This window comes from Amycolatopsis sp. NPDC104775, from assembly GCF_055583325.1.
The window spans coordinates 46,314-67,180 of record NZ_JBVJOE010000016.1 but is presented as its reverse complement, the minus strand read 5'-3'; the positions used below and the strand labels follow the sequence as shown (position 1 = coordinate 67,180).

At 69.8% G+C, this 20,867-nt stretch carries 16 protein-coding genes; 9 read left to right on the top strand and 7 right to left on the bottom strand.

The features are described from left to right. Window positions 1-108: 108 nt before the first annotated feature. The 3 genes from ACZ63D_RS40565 (at window position 109) to ACZ63D_RS40555 (ending at window position 3,030) form a co-directional block, all read left to right on the top strand. Entirely contained in the window at window positions 109-948 is an 840-nt protein-coding gene (locus ACZ63D_RS40565; protein ID WP_465359645.1) for a DUF5682 family protein, read from the top strand. Further along, entirely contained in the window at window positions 945-2,105 is a 1,161-nt protein-coding gene (locus ACZ63D_RS40560) for a VWA domain-containing protein (protein WP_465359644.1), read from the top strand. Before ACZ63D_RS40565 ends, ACZ63D_RS40560 begins: the two co-directional genes overlap by 4 nt. Before the next feature lie 472 nt (window positions 2,106-2,577). Then, on the top strand, window positions 2,578-3,030 hold the full coding sequence (locus ACZ63D_RS40555) for a helix-turn-helix transcriptional regulator (protein WP_465359643.1): 453 nt from the start codon (window positions 2,578-2,580) through the stop codon (window positions 3,028-3,030). Between the two features lie 158 nt (window positions 3,031-3,188). Here the strand turns inward: ACZ63D_RS40555 and ACZ63D_RS40550 are convergent, their stop codons facing one another. Continuing rightward, on the bottom strand, window positions 3,189-3,644 hold the full coding sequence (locus ACZ63D_RS40550) for a VOC family protein (RefSeq protein ID WP_465359642.1): 456 nt from the start codon (window positions 3,642-3,644) through the stop codon (window positions 3,189-3,191). 163 nt (window positions 3,645-3,807) lie between these two features. Here ACZ63D_RS40550 and ACZ63D_RS40545 point away from each other — a divergent pair, with 163 nt between their 5' ends. Beyond that, window positions 3,808-4,251 carry a VOC family protein gene (locus tag ACZ63D_RS40545; protein ID WP_465359641.1) on the top strand — a complete coding sequence of 148 codons (444 nt, stop codon included), beginning with the start codon at window positions 3,808-3,810 and terminating at the stop codon, window positions 4,249-4,251. Window positions 4,252-5,041: 790 nt separating this feature from the next. Here the strand turns inward: ACZ63D_RS40545 and ACZ63D_RS40540 are convergent. The 6 genes from ACZ63D_RS40540 to ACZ63D_RS40515 form a co-directional block, all read right to left on the bottom strand. Next, on the bottom strand, window positions 5,042-6,508 hold the full coding sequence (locus ACZ63D_RS40540) for a flavin-containing monooxygenase (RefSeq protein ID WP_465359640.1): 1,467 nt from the start codon (window positions 6,506-6,508) through the stop codon (window positions 5,042-5,044). A 110-nt stretch (window positions 6,509-6,618) separates the two neighbouring features. Beyond that, a complete protein-coding gene (locus ACZ63D_RS40535) occupies window positions 6,619-8,937 on the bottom strand; it encodes a polysaccharide lyase 8 family protein (protein ID WP_465359639.1) in 2,319 nt (772 codons plus the stop codon). A gap of 70 nt (window positions 8,938-9,007) precedes the next feature. Next, window positions 9,008-10,462: an aldehyde dehydrogenase (NADP(+)) gene (locus tag ACZ63D_RS40530; protein ID WP_465359638.1), complete on the bottom strand. Its 1,455-nt coding sequence runs from the start codon at window positions 10,460-10,462 to the stop codon at window positions 9,008-9,010. A 607-nt stretch (window positions 10,463-11,069) separates the two neighbouring features. Next, window positions 11,070-12,218: a hypothetical protein gene (locus tag ACZ63D_RS40525; protein WP_465359637.1), complete on the bottom strand. Its 1,149-nt coding sequence runs from the start codon at window positions 12,216-12,218 to the stop codon at window positions 11,070-11,072. 4 nt (window positions 12,219-12,222) lie between these two features. Continuing rightward, window positions 12,223-13,479 (bottom strand): glucarate dehydratase family protein, encoded by a 1,257-nt coding sequence (locus tag ACZ63D_RS40520; protein ID WP_465359636.1) that lies wholly within the window; start codon window positions 13,477-13,479, stop codon window positions 12,223-12,225. Continuing rightward, window positions 13,479-14,405 (bottom strand): 5-dehydro-4-deoxyglucarate dehydratase, encoded by a 927-nt coding sequence (locus ACZ63D_RS40515; protein WP_465359635.1) that lies wholly within the window; start codon window positions 14,403-14,405, stop codon window positions 13,479-13,481. Before ACZ63D_RS40515 ends, ACZ63D_RS40520 begins: the two co-directional genes overlap by 1 nt. A 129-nt stretch (window positions 14,406-14,534) precedes the next feature. Between ACZ63D_RS40515 and ACZ63D_RS40510 the strand changes: the two genes are divergently transcribed. The 5 genes from ACZ63D_RS40510 to ACZ63D_RS40490 all read left to right on the top strand — a co-directional run bounded on the left by ACZ63D_RS40510 (window position 14,535) and on the right by ACZ63D_RS40490 (window position 20,866). Beyond that, window positions 14,535-15,332, top strand: a complete 798-nt coding sequence (locus ACZ63D_RS40510) for an IclR family transcriptional regulator (protein ID WP_465359634.1) — start codon at window positions 14,535-14,537, stop codon at window positions 15,330-15,332. A 49-nt stretch (window positions 15,333-15,381) separates the two neighbouring features. Beyond that, complete coding sequence (locus ACZ63D_RS40505; RefSeq protein ID WP_465359633.1) at window positions 15,382-16,206, top strand: NAD-dependent epimerase/dehydratase family protein; 825 nt, start codon at window positions 15,382-15,384, stop codon at window positions 16,204-16,206. 41 nt (window positions 16,207-16,247) lie between these two features. Next, on the top strand, window positions 16,248-17,129 hold the full coding sequence (locus ACZ63D_RS40500) for a helix-turn-helix domain-containing protein (RefSeq protein ID WP_465359632.1): 882 nt from the start codon (window positions 16,248-16,250) through the stop codon (window positions 17,127-17,129). Between the two features lie 94 nt (window positions 17,130-17,223). Continuing rightward, window positions 17,224-19,149, top strand: a complete 1,926-nt coding sequence (locus ACZ63D_RS40495; protein ID WP_465359631.1) for a maleylacetate reductase and hydroxyquinol 1,2-dioxygenase domain-containing protein — start codon at window positions 17,224-17,226, stop codon at window positions 19,147-19,149. After that, a complete protein-coding gene (locus tag ACZ63D_RS40490; RefSeq protein ID WP_465359630.1) occupies window positions 19,136-20,866 on the top strand; it encodes an FAD-dependent oxidoreductase in 1,731 nt (576 codons plus the stop codon). The genes ACZ63D_RS40495 and ACZ63D_RS40490 overlap by 14 nt, the downstream gene beginning before the upstream one ends. Window position 20,867 lies beyond the last annotated feature (1 nt).

Here is a 20,867-nt window from a genome sequence, read left to right as displayed (position 1 = left end):
TTCGCGCGTGCCCCCTCTCCTCCCCCCCCCCCCTCCCCCCCCCCCCCCCCCCCCCCCCCCCCCCCCCCCCCCCCCCCCCCCCCCCCCCCCCCCCCCCCCACCGCGGTAGTGCGCGAAACCGTCGCCGAATCTCCTCCGCTCGCCGACATCACCGCCGCGGTGGAACGCTGCCTCCTGGCCGACCTTGGCGACGCCCTGCCGGAAACCCTTGCTGCCCTGGACACCCGCGCCGCCGCCGACGCGGACGTCGCGCACCTCATGGCCGCCCTGCCTCCCCTGGCGCGGGCAACCCGCTACGGCGACGTCCGCGGCACCGATACCGCGCAACTGCAGCAGGTCGCCGACCGGATCCTCATCCGGGTCTGCGCCGGTCTCCCGCCCGCCGTGCACGGCATCGACGAAGAGGCCGCGGCACAGTTCAGCAAACTCGTCGACGATGTCCACGAAGCCACCGATCTCCTGGGCGACGTCGCCCGAGACCGCTGGTTCACCGCCCTGGCCCGGCTGTCCACCCGTGAGGCACTGCCACCGCTTCTGGCGGGCCGGATCGTGCGCCTCCTGCACGACGCCGACCTGCTCGACGGCTCGGAGGTCGAACTCCGGCTGGGCCGCATGCTCACCCCCGGCATCGCCCCGACCGACGGCGCGGCCTACGTCGAAGGCTTTTTCTCCGGCGGCGCGCTCCTGCTGGTCCACGACGAACGCATGCTGCGCGTGGTCGACACCTGGCTGGCCTCGATCCCGCCCGAGGTCTTCACCGAGGTGCTTCCCTTGCTGCGCCGTACTTTCGGCGCCTTCGCCGGTCCGGAAAAACGCGCCATCGGCGAACGCGCCGCCACTCTGTCCGGCACCCGCCCGGCCGCACCGACGCTCGCCGAAGACCTGGACGAGTCCCGCGCCGCGGCCGCCCTGCCGGTCTTCGCCACCCTCCTGGGAGCCGCCTCGTGACCACCGATCCCGAACGCCTCCGCCGCTGGCGCCTGGTGCTGGGCGGGGATTCCGACGGCACCGGCCACGCACTGTCCGAAGGGGACGCCGGCGTCGACAGCGTGCTGGCCGCCCTCTACGACGAACGCCCCAAGAACCCGCGCAGCGGCGGCGAACGAAGCGGCGGCCTGCAAGCCTCCGCCCCGCGAGTCGCGCGCTGGCTGGGCGACATCCGGAAGTACTTCCCCGGCTCGGTCGTCCAGGTCATGCAACGCGACGCCGTGGACCGGCTGGGAATTACCCGGATGCTGCTGGAACCGGAGCTGCTCAGCGCCGTGGAGCCGGACGTCCACCTGGTTGGAACCCTGTTGTCCCTCAACAATGTCCTCCCGGAAGAGACGAAGGAAACCGCACGCGCCGTCGTGCGCAAAGTCGTCACGGAACTGGAAGAACGCTTGGCCGAACGCACCCGCGCAGCGGTGCGTGGCGCACTGGACCGCGCCGCCCGCACCCAACGCCCCCGAGGCGCGGACATCGACTGGAACCGCACCGTCCGCCGGAACCTGAAACATTATTCTCCCGAGCTGAAAACCATTGTGCCCGAACAGCTTTTCGGCTTCGGCCGCCGGGAGCAAAGCGTCCGGCGAGACGTGATCCTGGCCGTCGACCAATCCGGCTCGATGGCGGAATCCGTGGTGTATTCCGGCGTCTTCGGTGCCGCATTGGCCTCGATGCGGGCCCTGAGCACGAAGTTCGTCGCCTTCGACACCGCAATCGCCGACCTGTCCGACCACCTGGACGACCCGGTCGACGTCCTGTTCGGCACCCAGCTCGGCGGCGGGACCGACATCAACCGTGCGTTGGCGTACTGCCAAGGACTGGTGGAGCGTCCCGAGCAGACCCTCTTGGTGCTGATCAGCGACCTGTACGAAGGCGGAGTGCGAGACGACCTGCTGCGCCGCGTCGCCGATCTGGTGGGCTCCGGGGTGCAGGTGGTCACGCTGCTGGCGCTGTCCGACTCCGGGGCACCGTTCTACGACCACGAGAACGCTGCCGCGCTCAGCGAACTGGGGGTGCCCGCTTTCGCCTGCACGCCGGATCTTTTCCCGGATCTGATGGCTGCCGCCCTTCGAAGGGAGGACTTGAGCCGCTGGGCCGCCTCAGCGACGGCGCAGTGACCGCGTGCTGCTGACCCTTCGCTGGTGGAGGTCGGGTGGAGACCCCCGCCTTCCGGCGAGGCAGGTAGCGCGAGGTGGCCAGCCTGTGCTCCCTGCCGCTCCACAGGCAGGTGCCACCTCGCGGTGCCATCGCGCTCACGCCGGGGCCAGCCTTTCCGACGTCGCTGCCGCGCCAGGCGAGAGGCCTTCCCCGACGGTCCGAGGGCACTGCCACGGCCCGCGCCCCCAGGGCAGTTCCGCGCCCAGTCCAGCACCGCCGCCCCCAGCGCACGAGCGATCTCCTTCGGGCGGCCCCGACCCTGCGGCGCACGCTCGCGCCCACACAGTTCCGCGCCAGCCCAGTCCACCCCTGCGAAGGAGCGACCTTCTCCAGCTGCCCCAGCCCTGCGGCGCGCGGACGCCGTCGCGCTCCCAGGCAGCCAGCCCCTTCCCGGCCGTCCCAACTCGCCCTCGGATATGCCACCATCGGGAAATGGGAATCACCCCCGGCTCGGCACCCGCAGTCCACCTCTCGCAGCTGCGGCAGCTGCGCCTGGCCAAGGACGCCATGGACCGCGACTGGGCCGAACCCCTCGACCTGGACGCGATCGCGGCGCACGCCGGATACTCGCGCTACCACTTCGTGCGTCTCTTCCATAGCGTGTACGGGCAGACCCCCGGGCAGTACCTGAGCCGCCGCCGCATCGAGCGGGCCGAGGACCTGCTCCGGACCGCCGACCTGTCGGTGACGGAAATCTGCACGCTGGTCGGGTTCAGCAGCCTCGGATCGTTCTCGGCGAGCTTCCGGAAACACACCGGCCTCGCCCCGAGCGAATACCGTGCCCGCCACCTCAGCCAGAACTCGGCACTGATCCCGGGCTGTTACGCCCTGTTGTGGCACGGCGGATTCAAAGGACTGGCAAAACCCTCCGAAAGCGGTTCCTGAGCACCGGACGACCTTGAACCGGAGCGGTCTCGGCCGGTGTCGAGAGAGCGAAGGCTTGGCTGCCAGCACAACGGACGAGCCGCACCCAGCTGGCCGATCCGACGGTGCCGGTCTTACCGAGCAACGAGCGGCTGCAACCGACCCCGCCGCCGCACGGATCACACGATGTCGAATTCGTTGCCCTCGGGGTCCTGCATGGCAGCGGCGTAAAGCCCCTGGTCCGGTTCGTCGTTGATCCGCAGCACCGTGGCACCGGCTGCGACCAGGCGGTCCGCCTCGGCTTGGACGCGCTGCGCACGGACGTCCAGCGGAACGTCCCGGCCGCCGCCGACTTTCAGGTCGAAGTGCCACCGGTTCTTGGCTTCCTTCGGCTCCGGAACCTCTTGGAACCACACCCGCGGCCCTCGTCCTGAAGGATCGACGATCGACTCCGGGACGTCCCCGGCACCGGGCGGCAGCTCGCTTTCGGGCACTCCCATCGCCGTCCAGTACGCACGCCACGTGTCGTGCCCGGCCGGCGGAGGCTCGGGCACGTAGCCGAGCGCTTCGGCCCAGAAGGCCACCATCTTCTGCGGATCGGAGCAGTCGATCGTCAACTGCAGCGTCATGTCCATGCCCGGAGCATTCCAGACAGGTCTGACAAAAACGCCACCTCTGCGACCGCCGGGCGGCAGCGCGGAGGACCGCAATTTTCGAGAAGCACGGCGGCCCTGGCAGTAACTACGGTTGATCTTGGAGAGCGGGCGAACGACGTCCGCCGGGCACAAGGAGCGAGCTGTGATCAAGGGCCTGTCCATCGCCAACGTCTGGGTCCTCGACCATGACCGGGCCAAGGAGTTCTACGTCGGGAAGCTGGGCCTGGAGGTCCGCACCGACCTGACGGCGGGCGACGGCGGGATGCGCTGGCTCACGGTCGGGGCGAAGGATCAGCCGGATCTCGAGATCACCCTCATGGTCCCGGGGCCGCCCGCGCTCGACCCGGAATCCGCCGAGGCGTTGAAGAAACTCGTGGCCAAGGGTGTGCTGGGAGCCGGTGTTTTCTCGACCGACGACGTGCACGCCGATTATCAGACCTTGAAGGCGCGCGGGGTCGAGTTCGTGCAGGAGCCGCAGGAGCGGCCTTACGGCACCGAGGCCATTTTCCGCGACGATTCCGGCAACTGGTTCTCCTTCACCCAGCGCCGGGAGAACCTCGACCTGGACAAAGAGTGGGGGTGCTGACCGGCCCCCGACGCACCTGGCCGGAATGAGTGCGGCGGCAGCGGTTTGCCGCCGGGTCGCCGGATGCCCGGCCCGGTGGGGAGGGAGAGCGAGGGAGGACGGTGCTGGTTCCTGCCCGGCGGCCGCGCGACCGGCCAGGGCAGCCCGGAAGGAGACTGACTGGAGCGCGGGGATTTCCGCCCGGCCACCCGCGAACTCGCCAGGGCAGACCAGAAAGAGCATGACTCGAGCGCGGCGATTTCCGCCCAGGCACCCGCGAACCCGCCAGGGCAGACCAGAAAGAGCCTGACCGGAGCGCGGCGGTTCCCGCCCAGCCACCCCGCAAACCCGCCACAGCAGACAGAAAGGAGCTCGACCGGAGCGAACGTCCTCCCGCCCGGCCACTGCCGAACGGCCTCCTCAGTCCGAAAGGACCGTGACCGGAGCAGTTCACCCCTGCCCCGCCGCCCCGATCGATCACGTCAGTCCGGAAGAACCGTGGCTCGAACGTGGCGGTTTCCGGCCAGCCACCCGCAAACCCTCCAGGGCAGACCAAAAGGAGCGCGGCTAAAGCGCAATGCCTCCACCCGGCCACCGCCAACCCGTCCACGTCAAGCCAGAAGGACCGTCACCAGCCTTGGCTGGAGCGCAACGTCCACCCGCCAGCCACCGCCGACCGGCCATCTCGAATCGGAAGGGCCATAGCTGGACCGCACGACCTTCCCACCCCCAACCGACCACAACAGCCCGGAAGGAGGACACCACCGCCACATCATGACCAAAGCCGCAGCAGAGCCGAAACCCACCAAGGTCAAGCGCCGCGCCCAGCCGCCGCCCGGCTGAACCGCAGCACCCCGTCGTCAACCCGGCTCAGCCGCAGGTCCGCGGCGTCCAGCACGTAGTTCTGCCGCATCAGCCACGGCCGTCGGTCGCCCTGGCGCGGCAGGGCCGAGGCGGCGCGCGTGAGATAGCCGGACGTCAGGTCCATGATCGGTCGCCGCCGGGTCGCGGGGAGTGCGGGCGGGCGCGGCACGCAGGTGTCGAAACCGTTGCGGGACATGTGGTTCAGCACGCGGCACACGTACCGGGAAACGAGATCCGACCGCAGCGTCCAGGAGGCGTTCACGTAACCGATGCACCACGCCAGGTTCGGCACCCCGCCGAGCATCATTCCCTTGTACACCAGCTGGTCCGGCGGCCGGATCGGCTCGCCGTCCACGTTCAGCTCGATGCCGCCGAACGCGACGACCTGCAGTCCGGTCGCGGTGACGACCACGTCCGCGGGCAGTCGCGCGCCCGATTCGAGCGTGATGCCGTCGGGGGTGAACCGGTCGATGCGGTCGGTGACGATGTCCGCTTTTCCGCTGCGGAGGGCGTGGAAGAAGTCCGCGCCAGGGGTCAGGCACAGGCGCTGGTCCCATGGCCGGTATCGGGGCGAGAAATGCGGATCGACCGGGATCGAGGCGGGCAGCTGCTTCTCCGCCGCGTCTCGCAGGTACGCCGCGGTGCGGTGGGGCAGCCGCCGGGAAACCTGGTAGAGCAGCGTCGCCACCAGGACGTTCTTCGCGCGCACGACGTGGTAAGCGAGCCGCGAAGGCAGGATCCGGCGCAACCGGCGAGCGAGGGAATCAGTCCACGGCCGGGCCAGGACGTAGCTGGGCGAGCGTTGCAGCATCGTCACCGACTTCGCCGCCGAGGCCAGTTCCGGCACCAAGGTCACCGCGGTGGCGCCGCTGCCGATCACGACCACTCGTGCGCCGGAGACGTCCAGATCGCCGGGCCAGAACTGCGGGTGCACGATCTCGCCGCGGAACGAGTCGCGGCCGGGGAAATCGACGACGTGGCCGTTCTCGTAGCTGTAGTAGCCGCTGCACAAGTACAGGAAAGAACAGGTCAAAACGACGACCTTGCCGTCGTGCGAGGCTTCCACCGTCCAGCGGGCCGAGGACGACGACCAGGACGCCTTGACCACCCGGTGTCCGAACCGGATGTGCCGGAAGATCCCGTGCTCGGCGGCGGTCTCCCGGAGGTACTCGAGGATCTCCGCGCCGGACGCGATCGCCTGGTCCTTGCGCCACGGCCGGAAGGGGTAGCCGAGCGTGAACATGTCCGAATCGGAGCGCACGCCCGGGTACCGGAAGAGGTCCCAGGTTCCGCCGATCGTGTCCCGCGCTTCGAGGATGGCGTACGTCCGGTCCGGCGACTGCTGCTTCAGCCGGCAGGCCGCGCCGATGCCGGACAGCCCGGCACCGACGACCAGGACATCGAAATGCGCCACGAAATCCTCCCCGCGCGAATCAGCTCCGCTCACCTTACGGCGAGGGCCGACTCAAGTGGGGCCCCGCCGGGCCAGGCCGGGAACCACCGGCCCGGCGGGGAAAACCGGGTTCACCGCAGGGAAACCACCGTGGTGGCGCCGAAGGTGTCCTTGAGCGGAACTTCCACCGTGCGCCGCCTCACCGTCACGCGGACGCTGTCCTGCAGCTGCGTCGGGTCGGAAACAGCGAGGCTGTTCCGGCCGAGCGCCACCGAAGCCGGTCCTGAAACGGATACTTCGTCTACCGTACCCGCACTGTAGAAGTTTGCCAGCAGTGTGTTATCCCACAGCCGCAAGGCCTGGACAGCGGCCGTATTCGCCCGGACGCGCCAAGCGAGCACCGACGCGACCGTCCCCACCACCGACGCGCCGGGCAGAACCGCGTACGCGTACTTCGCATCCACCGGCTTCGCGCCGTGCTCGATCACCAGCTTCTGGTAGCGCCGCGTGTTCGGCGTCGTGGTGCCCTTCGTGTTGGCACCGGTGTCGACGTCGCGCCACGCGCCGGTCCGTTCTTCGCGCAGCGCGGTGACCTCGGCGTCGTCGAGTAGGACATATCCGCCAACGTGGTCGAGGTGGAGCCAGCGCGGCCGGTGCAGCGTGCTCGAATCGCCCACCACGCGCGCGTCGGCCAGCAGCGTCCCGCGTCCGTTTTCGCCGAGGTTGCGGTTTTCGATCGTCGTCCGCACCGCCTGCCCGGACGTGTCAGTGATCCCGGCGCCGAGGCAAACAATGCCCGCCGGAGTGAAAAACCAGGACTTCTTCGCGGTCAGGGAACCGTCCTCGGAGACGAAATCCATCGCGTACGCCCCGTGCCGGGCGTCCCAGCGCACGCCGCCGACGTGCGCTTTCGGCGTCAACGGCGTGGCCGCCAGCGGTCCCGGAGGACCGGCCTTCGCGGTGGTTCCAGGCAGCAGAGACGCATCGACGGTCGGCCAATAGGCGTCCGAGTAGTGGCCTTTCGCGTTGGGAAGGAACAGATACAGCACCCCGTCGCCGACGTGCCAGCCGTGCAGGTTCATCCCGTTGATCGACTCGTAGCGCGAAATCCGCGTGGAGCCGACGCCGAGGGAGGCGGACCAGCCCTCGGTCACGTGCACCATCCGGTCCTGCTGGCCGAAGATCCGGTGCGTCGCGACGATCGGCGCGGGCCGCACCGATCCGGCGAGCATTTCCTGGGCGAACTCGATGCCCGGGGTCGCGACGAGGTCCGGGCCGGGCGCGAACCGTTCGGGATCGGGAATTTCCAGGAACGGCGCGTACGTGCCTTCCTTGATCCACTTGGCGGCGAGACCGGACAGCTCGGACTTCACGGTCCCGGTCGCCGACCGCGCGAGGACCAAAGTCGCGACCGTCAGCTGGTGTCCGATGTCGTGCGCGGTTTCGCCTTGACGCGACAGCATCCGCCCGCGCACCGGCTCCATCAGCGCGCCCGCGTACACGAACGGCGCGAACGTGTCGCCGACCAGCGCGTACACCTTCTGCTTCAAGTCGTCCGGCAGCGCGTACTCGGTGCCTTCGGTGACGTGGATCGTCCCGGCGAGCGCGGTCAGCAGGACGATGCCGTAGTGGCCAGGGTACGGGATGGTGTCGTGCTGGATGAACGAGCCGTCGGCGTGGAAGCCGTCGCCCGCCGCGCGGTTCAGCTTCGCCAGGACGCTCGCCGCTCCCCCGCCGGCGACGTCGGTGATCGCGTCGATGCCGGTGCGGATCCAGGCGGTGTCGCCGGTCAGCGCACCGGAGACGATGGAGATCAGCGCCTTGTCCGCGCGGTTCGCGCCGGTCTCGACGATCTTCGGGTTGTTCGCGCGCAGGTTCGGGTTGCCGACGAACCGCTTGATCGGGCTGACATACCGCGCCAGCTCGTCGGCGGTCAGCTGATCGGCGACCGTGACGAGGATGTGCAGCAGGTAGTACGGCACGCCGATCTCGTAGGTGTACCAGTTCCCGATCTCGCCGATCTGCGGGTTGTACTGGCTGGCGTAGATCAGCTCCAGCGCCTTCTTGATCCCGTCGAGCACCTTCGGGTCTCCGGAAAGCGTGCTGCCCGGCGTTCCCCAGTCGACGGCGATCGCGCGCAGCCGGGCGTACATCGACGTGGTGTAGTCGCTGCCCGGGCCGAGCGGCAGGTCCGTCCACAGTGGACCATTACCGGACACGGACATGGCGTCGTAGTACGACTTCGCGACCCGGCCGAGGTTTTTCAGCGCGGCGGTGCGTTCCGGCGACGGGCGGTTGATGCCCGTCTGCAGTTCGCGGTACCCGGCCACGATGGTCTTCAACGGGTCGGCGGAGGGTGCGGCGAAGGCCGGGCGCGCGGTGAGGGCGAGCGCGGCCGACGCGGCGGCGACGGCACCGCCACGCAGTGCGGTTCTGCGGTTCACGGGCATGACGGTGCCTCCCAGTGGGGTTGGAGGTGCGGGGCGATCGCCGGGACCGCCCCGCACGAGGGGGTTCTGCTCAGCGCGCTCCGTCGACACGGCGCGGCAGCTGCCACGGGTTCGCTTCCTGCAGGGCTTCCGGCAGCAGTGCGTCCGGGAAGCTCTGCCACGCCACCGGACGCAGGAAGCGTTCGATCGCGGCGGTGCCGACCGAGGTCGTGGTCGGCGCGGTCGTCGCCGGGTACGGGCCGCCGTGCTGCTGCGCCCAGCTGACCGTGACGCCGGTCGGCCAGTCGTTCCACAGCAGCCGTCCGGCCAGCCGGGTCAGCGAAGGCAGCAGCGGGCGCACGAAGTCGGCGTCGCCGTCCTCGCCCTGAACCGTCGCGGTGAGGCCGGGTTCGAGGCTGTCCAGGACCTCGATCAGTTCGGCCTGGTCGGAGTAGGTGACGATCAGCGACGCGGGACCGAAGTGCTCCTCGCGGACCGCCTCTCCCCCGGCCAGGAATTCCTTCGCGGTGGTCGCCAGCAGCGACGGCGTGAACGCGTCGCCGTCCTGCGAGCCTTCCACGACCGGCTCGACGCCCGACACCGCGCGCAGGTCCGCGAGCTTCCGCGCGAACCCGGCCGCGATGCGGTCGTTCAGCATTTCCTGCTGCGCCACCGCGCCGACCGCCTCGCGCAGAGCGTCGTCCAAGCCGTGCCCCTCGGGCAGGAACAGCAGACCCGGCTTGGTGCAGAACTGACCCGCGCCGAGGCTGAACGACCCCGCGTAGCCCTTCGCCACCGCCTCGCCGCGCGCGGCCACCGCACCCGGCGTGACGACGACCGGGTTCACGCTGCCCAGCTCGCCGTAGAACGGAATCGGCGTCGGCCGCGACACCGCGATGTCGAACAGCGCCCGCCCGCCGGGCACGGAACCGGTGAACGCGGCGGCGGAAATTCGCGGGTCCTTGAGCGCCGTGACGCCCTGCTCGACTCCGTGGATCACCGCGAACGCACCCTCTGGCGCACCGGCGGCGACCAGCGCCCGGGCGACGATCTCGCCGGTCCGCGTCGAGAGTTCTTCGTGCCCGGGGTGCGCTTTGAGCACCACCGGACATCCGGCCGCCAGTGCCGAAGCGGTGTCGCCGCCCGCGACGCTGAACGCGAACGGGAAGTTGCTCGCGGCGAACACGAGCACCGGCCCGATCGGAACCAGCACGCGACGCAGGTCCGGCCGCGCGCCCATCGGCCAGTCCGGGTCGGCGTGGTCGACGGTCGCGCCCAGGAACTCTCCGTCCCGCAGCACTTCGCCGAACAGCCGCAGCTGGAACGTGGTCCGCGCGAGTTCGCCCTTCAACCGCGGCGCGGCGGGAAGGCGGGTTTCCTGGTGCGCCAGCGGAATCAGCTCGTCGGCGGCCGCGTCGAGCGCGTCCGCGGCGGCGGTCAGCCACTCAGCCCGCTCGGCTGGCGTGCTTTCGGCGAACGGCCGGGCGGCTGCCGCGGCGGCGGCCAGGACGCTTTCCAGTTCCGTGGCGGAAGTTTCGCGGCTCAATGGATCTCCTCGTCAAACAGATTTCAGGACGCCGAGCGTGCGGTGGCCGACAGCCACCTGGCCCGCTCGGCACGCGTGCATACAGCGAGCAGCCGAGTGACAGCCAGCACGCCTTCCCACTCCAGAGCGGAAGATTCGCGACTCAACGCATCTCCCCATCAAACAGGCTCCCGGACACCGACCGCACAGCAACCGACAACCACCCGACCCGCCCGACACGCACGCATACAGCGAGCAGCCGAGGGACAGCCAGCACGCCTTCCCACTCCAGGGCAGAAGATTCGCGACTCAACGCACCTCTCCATCAAACAGAGTCCCGGACGCCAAGCGCTCAGCAACCGACAGCCACCCGACCCGCTCAACACGCACGCATCCAGCGAACAGCCGGGCAACAGCCAGCACGCCTTCCCACTCCAGAGCGGAAGATTCGCGACTCAACACATCTCCCCATCAAACAGGCTCCCGGACGCCAAGCGCTCAGCAGCCGACAACCACCCGACCCGCCCGACACGCGCGCATCCAGCGAACAGCCGAGCGACAGCCAGCACCCTTCCCCACTCCGAAACGGAAGTCACGCGGCTCAACGCATCTCCTCGTCAAACAGCTCTCAGGACACCGACCGCGCAGCAGCGGCAGCAGCGCGCAGGTCCGGCCACCGCGCGGGCCCGGCGAGGCCCAAGTGGTACAGGTGCAGTTCGGCCGCACCGGCTTTGGCCAGCTCGGTCACGTACGCCTCGATGTCCGGCACCGCGTTCGCCGCGACCGCGGTGATGTAGCTGCCGATCGCGACCCGTTCCGGCAACGCCTGCCGGGCGGCCGCGACCGCGTCGACGCTGCCCTGGCCCGGTGCCCAGTTCTGCAGCACCACCGTCTCCGCGTCCTCGGCGGCCGTCGGGGTCAAGCCCGGCAGCGCGCCGGTGACCCACGGGTCGAGCGCGCCGTGCAACACGATCCGCGTGCCCGGCTCCAGTACGGCCAGAACTGCGGCACGCAAAGCATCGGTCGACCGCTGCCGTCCGGAAAGCAGTTTTTCCTTCAACTCATCCGGAAGTCTATCCTCGGCCACCGACAAATCCGCCGTCGCGATCAACCGCCGCACCTCAGCACGCAGGGTTTCCCGGACGTCCGACGGATCGAGACCTGTCCAGCCCTCCGCGCAGGCATCGCAGCAGCAGATCGACAACAGCCGCGCAGTAGCCGGGGCCCACACGCCGTCGGTCTTCTCGTGCTGATGCTGGTGCACCCCGCCGAGCGGGCCGCACGCTTCCAACAGAACGGACGAAAGCTTCAGTCCCGCAACGGATTCCGCGGTCAGCGTCGCCGCGTACTCGCGTACCGCTGGCTGCGCCGGGCACAACGCCCACGGGTACGTCTCGCCAAAGCAGTTGCGCACGGCATACTGCGGAAACTCCGTGCCCAGCTGCGAGTTGTGCGTGAGCACGATCCACGCCGCAGCGGGGATTCCCGCCGAGTTGAGCCGCCGGACCGCGTCGCCGCCGCTGTCCTGCGCGGAGACCCAATCCGGTGTCGCCGGGACGAGATCCCGGCCCGACCAGGCTTCCGCGCGCACCGGCCGGTAGAGCGCGGCGGTCCGCGCGACCACCGACGTCCGCTCGGCCGACCACGGCGTCGCGGCTCGGGCACTGTGGTAGGCCAAAGCCACCGCGACCTCGTCCACGCCGAGGTCCCGCACCCGATCGACGAACGCGGCGTCGTCTAGCACGTCCCACGGATACGCGTATCCGGTCACCTTCACCGGCTCACCACCTCGCCGTGTTCGGCTCGAAGCCGGGCGTGTACTTGCGCATGTAGGTCACATCGTCCCGTTTGGTCAGTCCACATCGGACATAGTCCTCGTGCGCCCTGGCGAGCGCGTCCTGGTCCAGCGTGATCCCGAGGCCCGGCCGGTCGGGCACCGCCACCGCTCCGTCGACGAAATTCAGCACGCCCGGCTCGATCACGTCGGCGGTCTTCCACGGCCAGTGCGTGTCGCAGGCGTACGTCAGATGCGGGGTCGCCGCCGCGACGTGCACCATCGCGGCCAGGCTGATGCCGAGGTGGCTGTTGGAGTGCATGGACAGCCCGACACCGAAGCTCTCGCAGGCCACCGACAACGCCTGGGTGTCGCGCATCCCGCCCCAGAAATGGTGGTCGGACAGCAGAACGCCGATCGCCCGCGCCCGGAAGGCGGGCTCCAGGTCGCCGAAATTGACCACGCACATGTTGGTGGCCAACGGCATGCTCGCCTCGCGCGCGACCCGCGCCATGCCCTCGATCCCCGGCGTCGGGTCTTCGAGGTACTCCAGCACGCCGTCGAGTTCGGCCGCCACGCGGATGCTCGTTTCCGGCGTCCACGCCGCGTTCGGGTCGATGCGCAGCGGGTGCCCGGGGAACGCCTCGGCGAGCGCGCGAATCCCGTCGATCTCTTGCTCTGGCGGGAAAACTCCGCCCTTGAGCTTGATCGAACGGAAGCCGTACTCGTCGACCATCCGCTTCGCCGAACCGACCAGCGCCTCCGGCGTCAGGATGTCGCCCCAGCTGTCCTCATCCGCACCAAGGTGCGCGCCGTATTTGTAGAACAAGTACGCGGAGAAGTCGACGGCGTCGCGGGCCTTGCCACCGAGCAGGTCCGCGACCGGACGGCCGAGGAACTGTCCTTGCGCGTCCAGGCAGGCGACCTCGAACAGCGAGTACACGCTGGCGATCGTCTTGCGGATGGAGAACCCGCCGATCAGCCCGTGTTCGTCGGTCAGCACGGTTCCGGCCAGCTCGCGCGCGATGATCCGCTTGAGGCCGGGCAGGTCGAAAATGTCGTGTCCGGCCAGTTCCGGCAGCACCTTGCGCACCTCGCCGAGGAACGCCGCGTCGCCGTACGACTCGCCCAGGCCCACTACGCCGTCGTCACACACCACCTGGACCACGCTGCGCAACGCGAACGGCTCGTGCACGCCCATCACGTTGAGCAGCGGTGCGTCCGCGAAGGCGACCGGGGTCAGCACCACGTCCCGGATCTTCATCAGAGGCCTTTCAGCACGGCGAAACCGTTCTCGACGACCTTGCCCAGCCGGTCGATCTGCTCGGGCGTCGGCTCGATCAACGGCGGCCGGACGGTGCCGACCTTGTCTCCGCGCAACCGGGCGGCCGCCTTCACCAGCGACACCGCGAAGCCAGGCGTCTCGTCGCGCAACGCCACCAGCGGCAGGTAGAACCCGGCGAGCAACGCGTCCATCGTCGCGTCGTCGTTCTCCGCGAGCGCACGGTGGAAGCGGTGCGCGATCTCCGGCGCGAAGCAGTGCACCGCCGAGGAGTACCGCGCGACGCCAATCGCCTCGTACGCCTTCGCGGACACCTCGGCGGTCGGCAATCCGTTGAAGAACAAGAAATCCGCGGACCGCTGGGTGCCGAGCGCGCGGATCGTCGTGACGATCCGGGTCATCGCTTCGACGTCGCCGTAGCCGTCCTTGAGCCCGACCACCGACGGAATGTCCAGCAGCTTCGCCGCGGCCGGCGCGGTGAACACGCCGGTGCTGCGGTGGTACACGATCACCGGCACCGAGGTGTCGCCGATCGCGTAGCGCACGTAGTCGACCAGCCCGTCCTGCGGCCCGGTGACCAGATACGGCGGAAGCAGCAGCACCCCGTCGGCATTCCCCGCCTGCGCCGCCGCGATGCCCGCGCGCGCACCCGCCGCGCCGCCGCCCGCGCCGACCCACACCGGCACGCGGCCGTTCGCGACCTCGCGCGCCTTCGCCAGCAGCGCGGCGACCTCGTCGACCGACAGCGAGCTGAACTCCCCGGTGCCGCACGCGACGAACAGCGCGCCCGCACCGGCGGCGATGTGGCTCTCCGCGTTCTCCGCGAACCCGTCGAGGTTGAGCTCGAGGTCTTCGGTGAACGGGGTCAGCGGGAACGCCAGCAAGCCGTCCAGCTCGATCTGTGCCATCAGTGTTCGCTCCAATGTTCACATTCTTGAATGGAGTCTGCTATCGTGACTATGTTCACCCACAAGAACGTTGTTCGGGACGCTAATATGGCCGGACTCACAAGTCAACGGCCCGGTTGGAGGACGCGCATGGCGCAGAAGACGGACCCCGCCACCGCTCCCGCGGAGTCCGCGGGCGTGAAGTCGGCGCGGCGCGCCATCGACCTCATCGAGACGTTCGCCGCGAACGACGTGTGGCTGTCGCTGTCCGATCTGCATGCGCGCACCGGGTTCCCTCGCTCCAGTCTGCACGGATTGCTGCGCACTCTGCTGGACGCGGGCTGGCTGGAGGCTGACGCGAACTCCGCGCGCTACCGGCTCGGCGTGCGCGCGCTGATCTGCGGCACCGCGTACCTCGACCGCGACGCGATCGTCCCCTACGCCACCGAAGCGTTGGAACGCATCCGCGAGAAGACCGGCTTCACCGCGCATTTCGCGCGCCGCAACGGGACTGAGGTCGTCTACCTGGAGACGCGCGAGTCGCAGCACTCCACGCACCTGATCTCGCGCGTCGGGCGCACGCTGCCCACGCACGCGACCGCGCTGGGCAAGGCGCTGCTCGCCGAGCTGACCCACGAAGAGGTCGAGGCGCTGATGCCGGAAGAGCTGATCGCGCTCACCCCGAACACCATCACCACGCTCGACGCGCTGCACGCCGACCTCGCGCGCACCCGGGAACGCGGGTATGCCGCCGAGGTCGAAGAGGGCACGCTCGGCGTCCGGTGCGTGGCCGCGGTGATCCCGTACCGCATCCCCGGCACCGACGCGATGAGCTGCTCGATGCCGCTGGGCAAGGTCACCGACGCCGACGTCGAGCGCGTCGGCGAGCTGCTGGCCGAAACCACCGCCGAGCTCGGCGAGCAGCTGCGCCGCGCCGGCATCCGCTGACCGCCGCCATCCGTGTCGCCCGCCCGCGGGCTTTCCTGAGAGGAACTCCATGCCAGACCAGCGTGTGCTGATCACCGGATCGGCCGGCGTCGTCGGCACCCTGATGCGGCCGCGGCTGCGCCGTGAAGGCCGGGTGCTGCGGCTGCTCGACCTCGCCGAGCAGCCGTCCGCCGAGGACAGCGAAGCGGTCGAGATCGTGACCGGCTCGGTCACCGACCCCGAGGCGATGGCGGCTGCCTGCGCGGGCGCGGACGCGGTGCTCCATCTGGGCGGGCTCAGCCGCGAGGCGTCGTGGAAGGACACGCTCGACGTCAACATCAACGGCACGCACACCGTCCTCGAAGCCGCGCGCGAAGCCGGGATCCGCCGGGTGGTGCTCGCGTCGAGCAACCACGCCGTCGGCTTCCGCCGCAACGACGAGGCAGGCGAGAACGGCCACCCCGCCGACTCCAGTCCCCGGCCGGACACTTATTACGGCGTAAGCAAAGCCGCGATCGAAGCGCTGGGCAGCCTCTACGCGTCGCGCTTCGACATGGACGTCATCGTCATCCGCATCGGCTCGTGCTTCGAGACGCCGCTGCCGCTCGGCCCGCGCGGGCTGTCCACCTGGCTGTCCCCGGACGACGGCGCCCGGCTGTTCGAGGCCTGCTTGAGCGCGCCGTCGCCGGGTTACCGGCTGATCTGGGGCGTCTCGGACAACACCCGCCGCGTCTACTCGCTCGCCGAAGCGGAAGCGCTGGGCTACAAGTCCCACGACAACGCCGAGGTCTACGCCGAGCAGCTGGCCGGCAAGCCCGCGCCGACCGGGGTGGCCGCCGAATACCTGGGCGGGCCGTTCTGCACCGCTCCGCTGGGAGTGTTCAACCCGCTCTGAGAGGTACCCTCGCCCACGGGACCCTCGAAGAGGAGGACGCCGTGGGCGAGCTCGGGCCTGCCGACACGAACGGCATCCTTTCCCTGCCGTGGATCCGCCCGGAACGCACCAGCGCGGGTCTCGGCTGGGACCGGATCTATCTGTCCAAACAGCGCGAACGGCCGTATCGCGCGGAGTTCGGGCCCGCCCGCACACATCAGCTGATCCTGCACCTCGCCGGTCCGATCACCGTCCGCCGCGGTGTCGGGTCCCCTGGCGAGCGCAGCCGGAGGATCCCGGCGGGCGGGCTCTTCCTCCAGCCGTCGCACCAGGAACTGTCCGTCGAACTCGGCGGCGAGCTGGACACGCTGCACGTGTACCTGCCGGATTCGGCGGTGCAGGAGGCCGCCGGATCGGACGCTCCGGTCCGGCTGGCCGATGAACTAGGCAGCGTCGACCCGCTGCTCGAACAGCTCGTTCTCGCGCTCGACAGCGTCGTACGGGAGTGGGAGCCGGGCGCTCGCGCGTATGCGGATCAGCTCGGCGCGCTCGTCGCCGCGCAACTCGCGCGCCAGCACCGGGCCGGTCGGAGCGCACCCGCTGCGGCGCGGCCGGTCGAGGCCCTGACGGACCGGCAGTTCGCCCAGGTGCGCGAGCTGATGGACGAACGCCTGGCCGAACCGCTCGGGCTGGCTGAACTGGCCGCTGCGACCGGGTTGAGCGTCAGCCGGTTCGCCCGGCGGTTCAAGGCCCGCACCGGGCTGCCGCCGCACCGCTACCTGCTGCGGCTGCGCGTGGACCAAGCCGGGTTGCTGCTGCGCACGGGGACCGAACCGATCGCGGACATCGCCGTGCGCTGCGGGTTCTCCCACCAGGAACACCTCACCCGGGTCCTGCGCGCCCAGCTCGGCACGACGCCCGCCGCGCTTCGCCGGGACGGCTGACGCGCGCGTTTCGTGCAGCCCGCTCAGCACGTCTGTGCAGGCGCCCGGCCTTCGCCACCCGGATACTCGACGTACCCGCGTGGAAGGACCGTCGATGTTCACCTACACCGCCAACCCGGCCCGGGTCGTGTTCGGCAGCGGCACGCTCGCGATCGTCCCCGAGGAGGTGCGACGGCTCGGGGCCAGCCGGGTGCTGCTGGTGGCCGGAAAGTCCGCCACCGCGGCCGCCGACCAGACCGCGGCGGCACTCGGCCCGCTGCTCGCCGCACGCTTCGGCGAGCCCACGATGCACACCCCGGTCGAGGTCACCGAACGTGCGCTCGCCTTGGTCGCCGAGCATTCCGTGGACTGCGTAGTCGCGATCGGCGGCGGATCCGCGACCGGACTGGCCAAGGCGCTGGCTCTGCGCACCGACCTCCCGCAGCTCATCGTGCCCACCACCTATGCCGGGTCCGAGATGACGCCGGTGGTCGGCGAAACCGCCGACGGGCGCAAGACCACCCAGTCGTCGCCGAAGGTGCTGCCCGAGGTAGTCGTCTACGACGTCGACCTCACTCTCGGCCTGCCCGTGCCGACGTCGCTGACCAGCGGCGTCAACGCGATGGCACACGCCGTCGAAGCACTCTATTCGGCGCAGGCCAACCCGATCGTCGACCAGTTCGCGCTCGAAGCGATCCGGCTGCTGGCTTCCGCGCTGCCGCGGATCGCCGCCGATCCGTCCGATGTGGACGCTCGGACGGACGCCTTGCGCGCCGCGTGGCTGGCCGGTTCGTGCCTCGGCTCGGTCGGGATGGGCTTGCACCACAAGCTGTGCCACACCCTCGGCGGCAGTTTCGGCTTGCCGCACGCGGAAACGCACACCATCGTCCTTCCGCACGCCATGGCGTACAACGCTCCGAACGCTCCCGAGGCGATGCGGCGGATCGCCGAAACGCTGGGTGCACCGGACGCGCCGACGGCGGTGTTCGATCTGATCGCCAGCCTTCCGGTGCCGCATTCGCTGGCCGAAATCGGTCTCGCCGAGGGAGATCTCGCCAAGGCCGCCGAGCTGGCCACCGCCGCGCCGTATCCGAATCCCCGCGAACTCACCCGGGACGGCATCGAAGACCTGCTGCGGCACGCGTGGTCCGGCACCCGTCCAGCCCCGGCGCAAGGCACTCCGCCGGATTTGCGCGGGCTCACGCAAGAGGTCGTGGACAGTTTCGCTGCCACGCCGGACCCGAGGCTGCGCGAACTGCTGTCCGAATTGGTCCGCACATTGCATTCCTACGTCGTGCGCACCGATCTCACCCAGGAGGAGTGGGAATACGCGATCGGCTTCCTCACCCGCACCGGGCAGATCAGCTCGGACACCCGGCAGGAATTCATTCTGCTGTCGGACACCCTAGGCGTTTCGAGTGTGGTCGACGTGCTCACGAACTCGCGCACGCCGGACACCACACCGTCGGCGGTGCTGGGTCCGTTCTACGTCGAAGGGCCGCCGGAAACCGAACAGGGCGCGGATCTCGCCGAAGGACTGCCTGGTACTCCACTGTGGACCGATGTCCAGGTGACCGAACCGGACGGAACCCCCGTGCCCGACGCGGTCGTCGACGTGTGGCAGTCCAATGAGGACGGTTTCTACGACGTTCAGCTGCCCGACGTGGACGGACCCGTGCTGCGCGCCCGGTTCCGCACCGACGCCGAGGGCAGGCTTCGGTTCTGGACGATCGTGCCGTCGGCGTACCCCATCCCGGACGACGGCCCGGTCGGCGGCATGCTGGCCGCCACCGAACGGCATCCCTACCGCGCCCCGCACATCCACTTCATGATCGCCAAACCGGGCTACCGCACGCTGGTGACCCAGCTGTTCGTCCGCGGCGGCGACTACCTCGACTCGGACACCGTGTTCGGCGTGAAGGACGGCTTGATCGTCGACTTCGCCGAGCAGACCGGCCCCGCGCCGGACGGGCGCGAACCCTGGCGCCGCCTCGACTTCACCTTCCGCATCTCCCCCGGGACCAGCAATGACCAGCTTTGACACCGATGTCCTCGTGGTCGGCAGCGGCCCGGCAGGCGGTTCCGCCGCGCTGCTGCTCGCGACCTACGGCGTGCGCACCGTGCTCGCGACCAAATACGGCTGGATGGCGCACACGCCCCGCGCGCACATCACCAACCAGCGGACCATGGAGGTCCTGCGCGACCTCGGCATCGAAGACCAGGCGCTCGCGCAAGGCACTCCCCCGGAGCTGATGGGCGACACCGTGCTGTGCACGTCGCTCGCCGGGGACGAGATCGGCCGGATCGCCAGCTGGGGCACCGCGGACCGCTCCGCCACCGAGTACGCCTCGGCAAGCCCGTGCCACATGATCGACCTGCCGCAGACCTACCTGGAACCGATCCTGGCGACGAACGCCGCCGCGCGTGGAGCGAAACTGCGCCTGGACACGGAATTCCTCGACTTCACCCAGGATGCGGACGGAGTGACCGCACGGTTGCTGGACCGGGTCCGCGGCGACGAGTTCACTCTCCGCGCCCGCTATCTGATCGGCGCGGACGGTGCCCGCAGCCGCGTCGCTGAGCAGGCCGGACTGCCGATCGACGGCCAGTCCGGCAAGGCCGGCAGCATGAACATCACCTTCACCGCCGACCTTTCCAAATACGTCGCGCACCGGCCCAGCGTGCTGTACTGGGTGATGCGTCCGGGCGCGCACCTCGGCGGCATCGGGATGGGTCTGGTGCGAATGGTCCGGCCGTGGAACGAATGGCTGCTGACCTGGGGTTACGACATCGCACAGGCACCGCCCGAAGTGGACGGAGCCGAAGCGGCCCGGATCGTGCGGGACCTGGTCGGCGATCCGGACCTGCCGGTGGATATCACCTCGACTTCACTGTGGACGGTCAACCACAGCTACGCCACGCGGTACTCGTCTGGCCGCGTTTTCTGCGCGGGCGACGCGGTGCACCGGCATCCGCCGTCCAACGGGCTCGGGTCCAACACCTCGGTCCAGGACGCGTACAACCTGGCGTGGAAGCTCGCGATGGTCGTTCGCGGCGAAGCGGGCGAAGGACTTCTCGACAGCTACAGCGACGAACGAGCGCCGGTCGGCAAGCAGATCGTGGACCGGGCGAACCTCAGCCGCGACCAGTTCGCGCCGATCTTCGCCGCGCTCGGCATCGACGGCGACACCGATTCGGACGCCATCGCCGCCGGTCTCGCCGCCTGCACCGCCGCGACCGAAGACGGCGCTCTCCGCCGGAAGCAGTTGCGGGAAGCCATCGAACTGAAGAACTACGAGTTCAACGCGCACGGCGTGGAGATGGACCAGCGCTACGTGTCGAACGCCGTGCTCCCGGATGGCACCGAGCCGGCGGCGGTGCGGGATCCCGAGCTGTACCACCGGCCCACGACCACTCCGGGCGCGAAACTGCCGCACGTCTGGCTCGTCGGAACGGACGGCCGTCGAGTGTCCACACTGGATCTTGTCGGCCGCGGCCGCTGGACTGTCCTCACTGGACTCACCGGCGGCACCTGGTGCGACGCCGCCGCGAAAGCCGGTGCGGACCTCGGACTGGACCTGAGGACGGTGACCATCGGTTCGTCCGAGGCCCGCGACTCCTACGGCGACTGGGCACGGATCAGCCGCATCGAGGAAGACGGCTGCCTCCTGATCCGGCCGGACGGCTACATCGCCTGGCGGCGCGCGACCGCCGGAACCGGCCTGATCGAGGCGCTCCGCAGCCTCCTCGACCGCTAGC

Bases quoted from the DNA above. Each gene is read 5' to 3' on its own strand.
- ACZ63D_RS40555 (WP_465359643.1), top strand. From the start codon at position 2,578: ATGGGAATCACCCCCGGCTCGGCACCCGCAGTCCACCTCTCGCAGCTG.
- ACZ63D_RS40550 (WP_465359642.1), bottom strand. From the start codon at position 3,644: ATGGACATGACGCTGCAGTTGACGATCGACTGCTCCGATCCGCAGAAG.
- ACZ63D_RS40535 (WP_465359639.1), bottom strand. From the start codon at position 8,937: ATGCCCGTGAACCGCAGAACCGCACTGCGTGGCGGTGCCGTCGCCGCC.
- ACZ63D_RS40520 (WP_465359636.1), bottom strand. From the start codon at position 13,479: ATGAAGATCCGGGACGTGGTGCTGACCCCGGTCGCCTTCGCGGACGCA.
- ACZ63D_RS40515 (WP_465359635.1), bottom strand. From the start codon at position 14,405: ATGGCACAGATCGAGCTGGACGGCTTGCTGGCGTTCCCGCTGACCCCG.
- ACZ63D_RS40510 (WP_465359634.1), top strand. From the start codon at position 14,535: ATGGCGCAGAAGACGGACCCCGCCACCGCTCCCGCGGAGTCCGCGGGC.
- ACZ63D_RS40505 (WP_465359633.1), top strand. From the start codon at position 15,382: ATGCCAGACCAGCGTGTGCTGATCACCGGATCGGCCGGCGTCGTCGGC.
- ACZ63D_RS40495 (WP_465359631.1), top strand. From the start codon at position 17,224: ATGTTCACCTACACCGCCAACCCGGCCCGGGTCGTGTTCGGCAGCGGC.
- ACZ63D_RS40490 (WP_465359630.1), top strand. From the start codon at position 19,136: ATGACCAGCTTTGACACCGATGTCCTCGTGGTCGGCAGCGGCCCGGCA.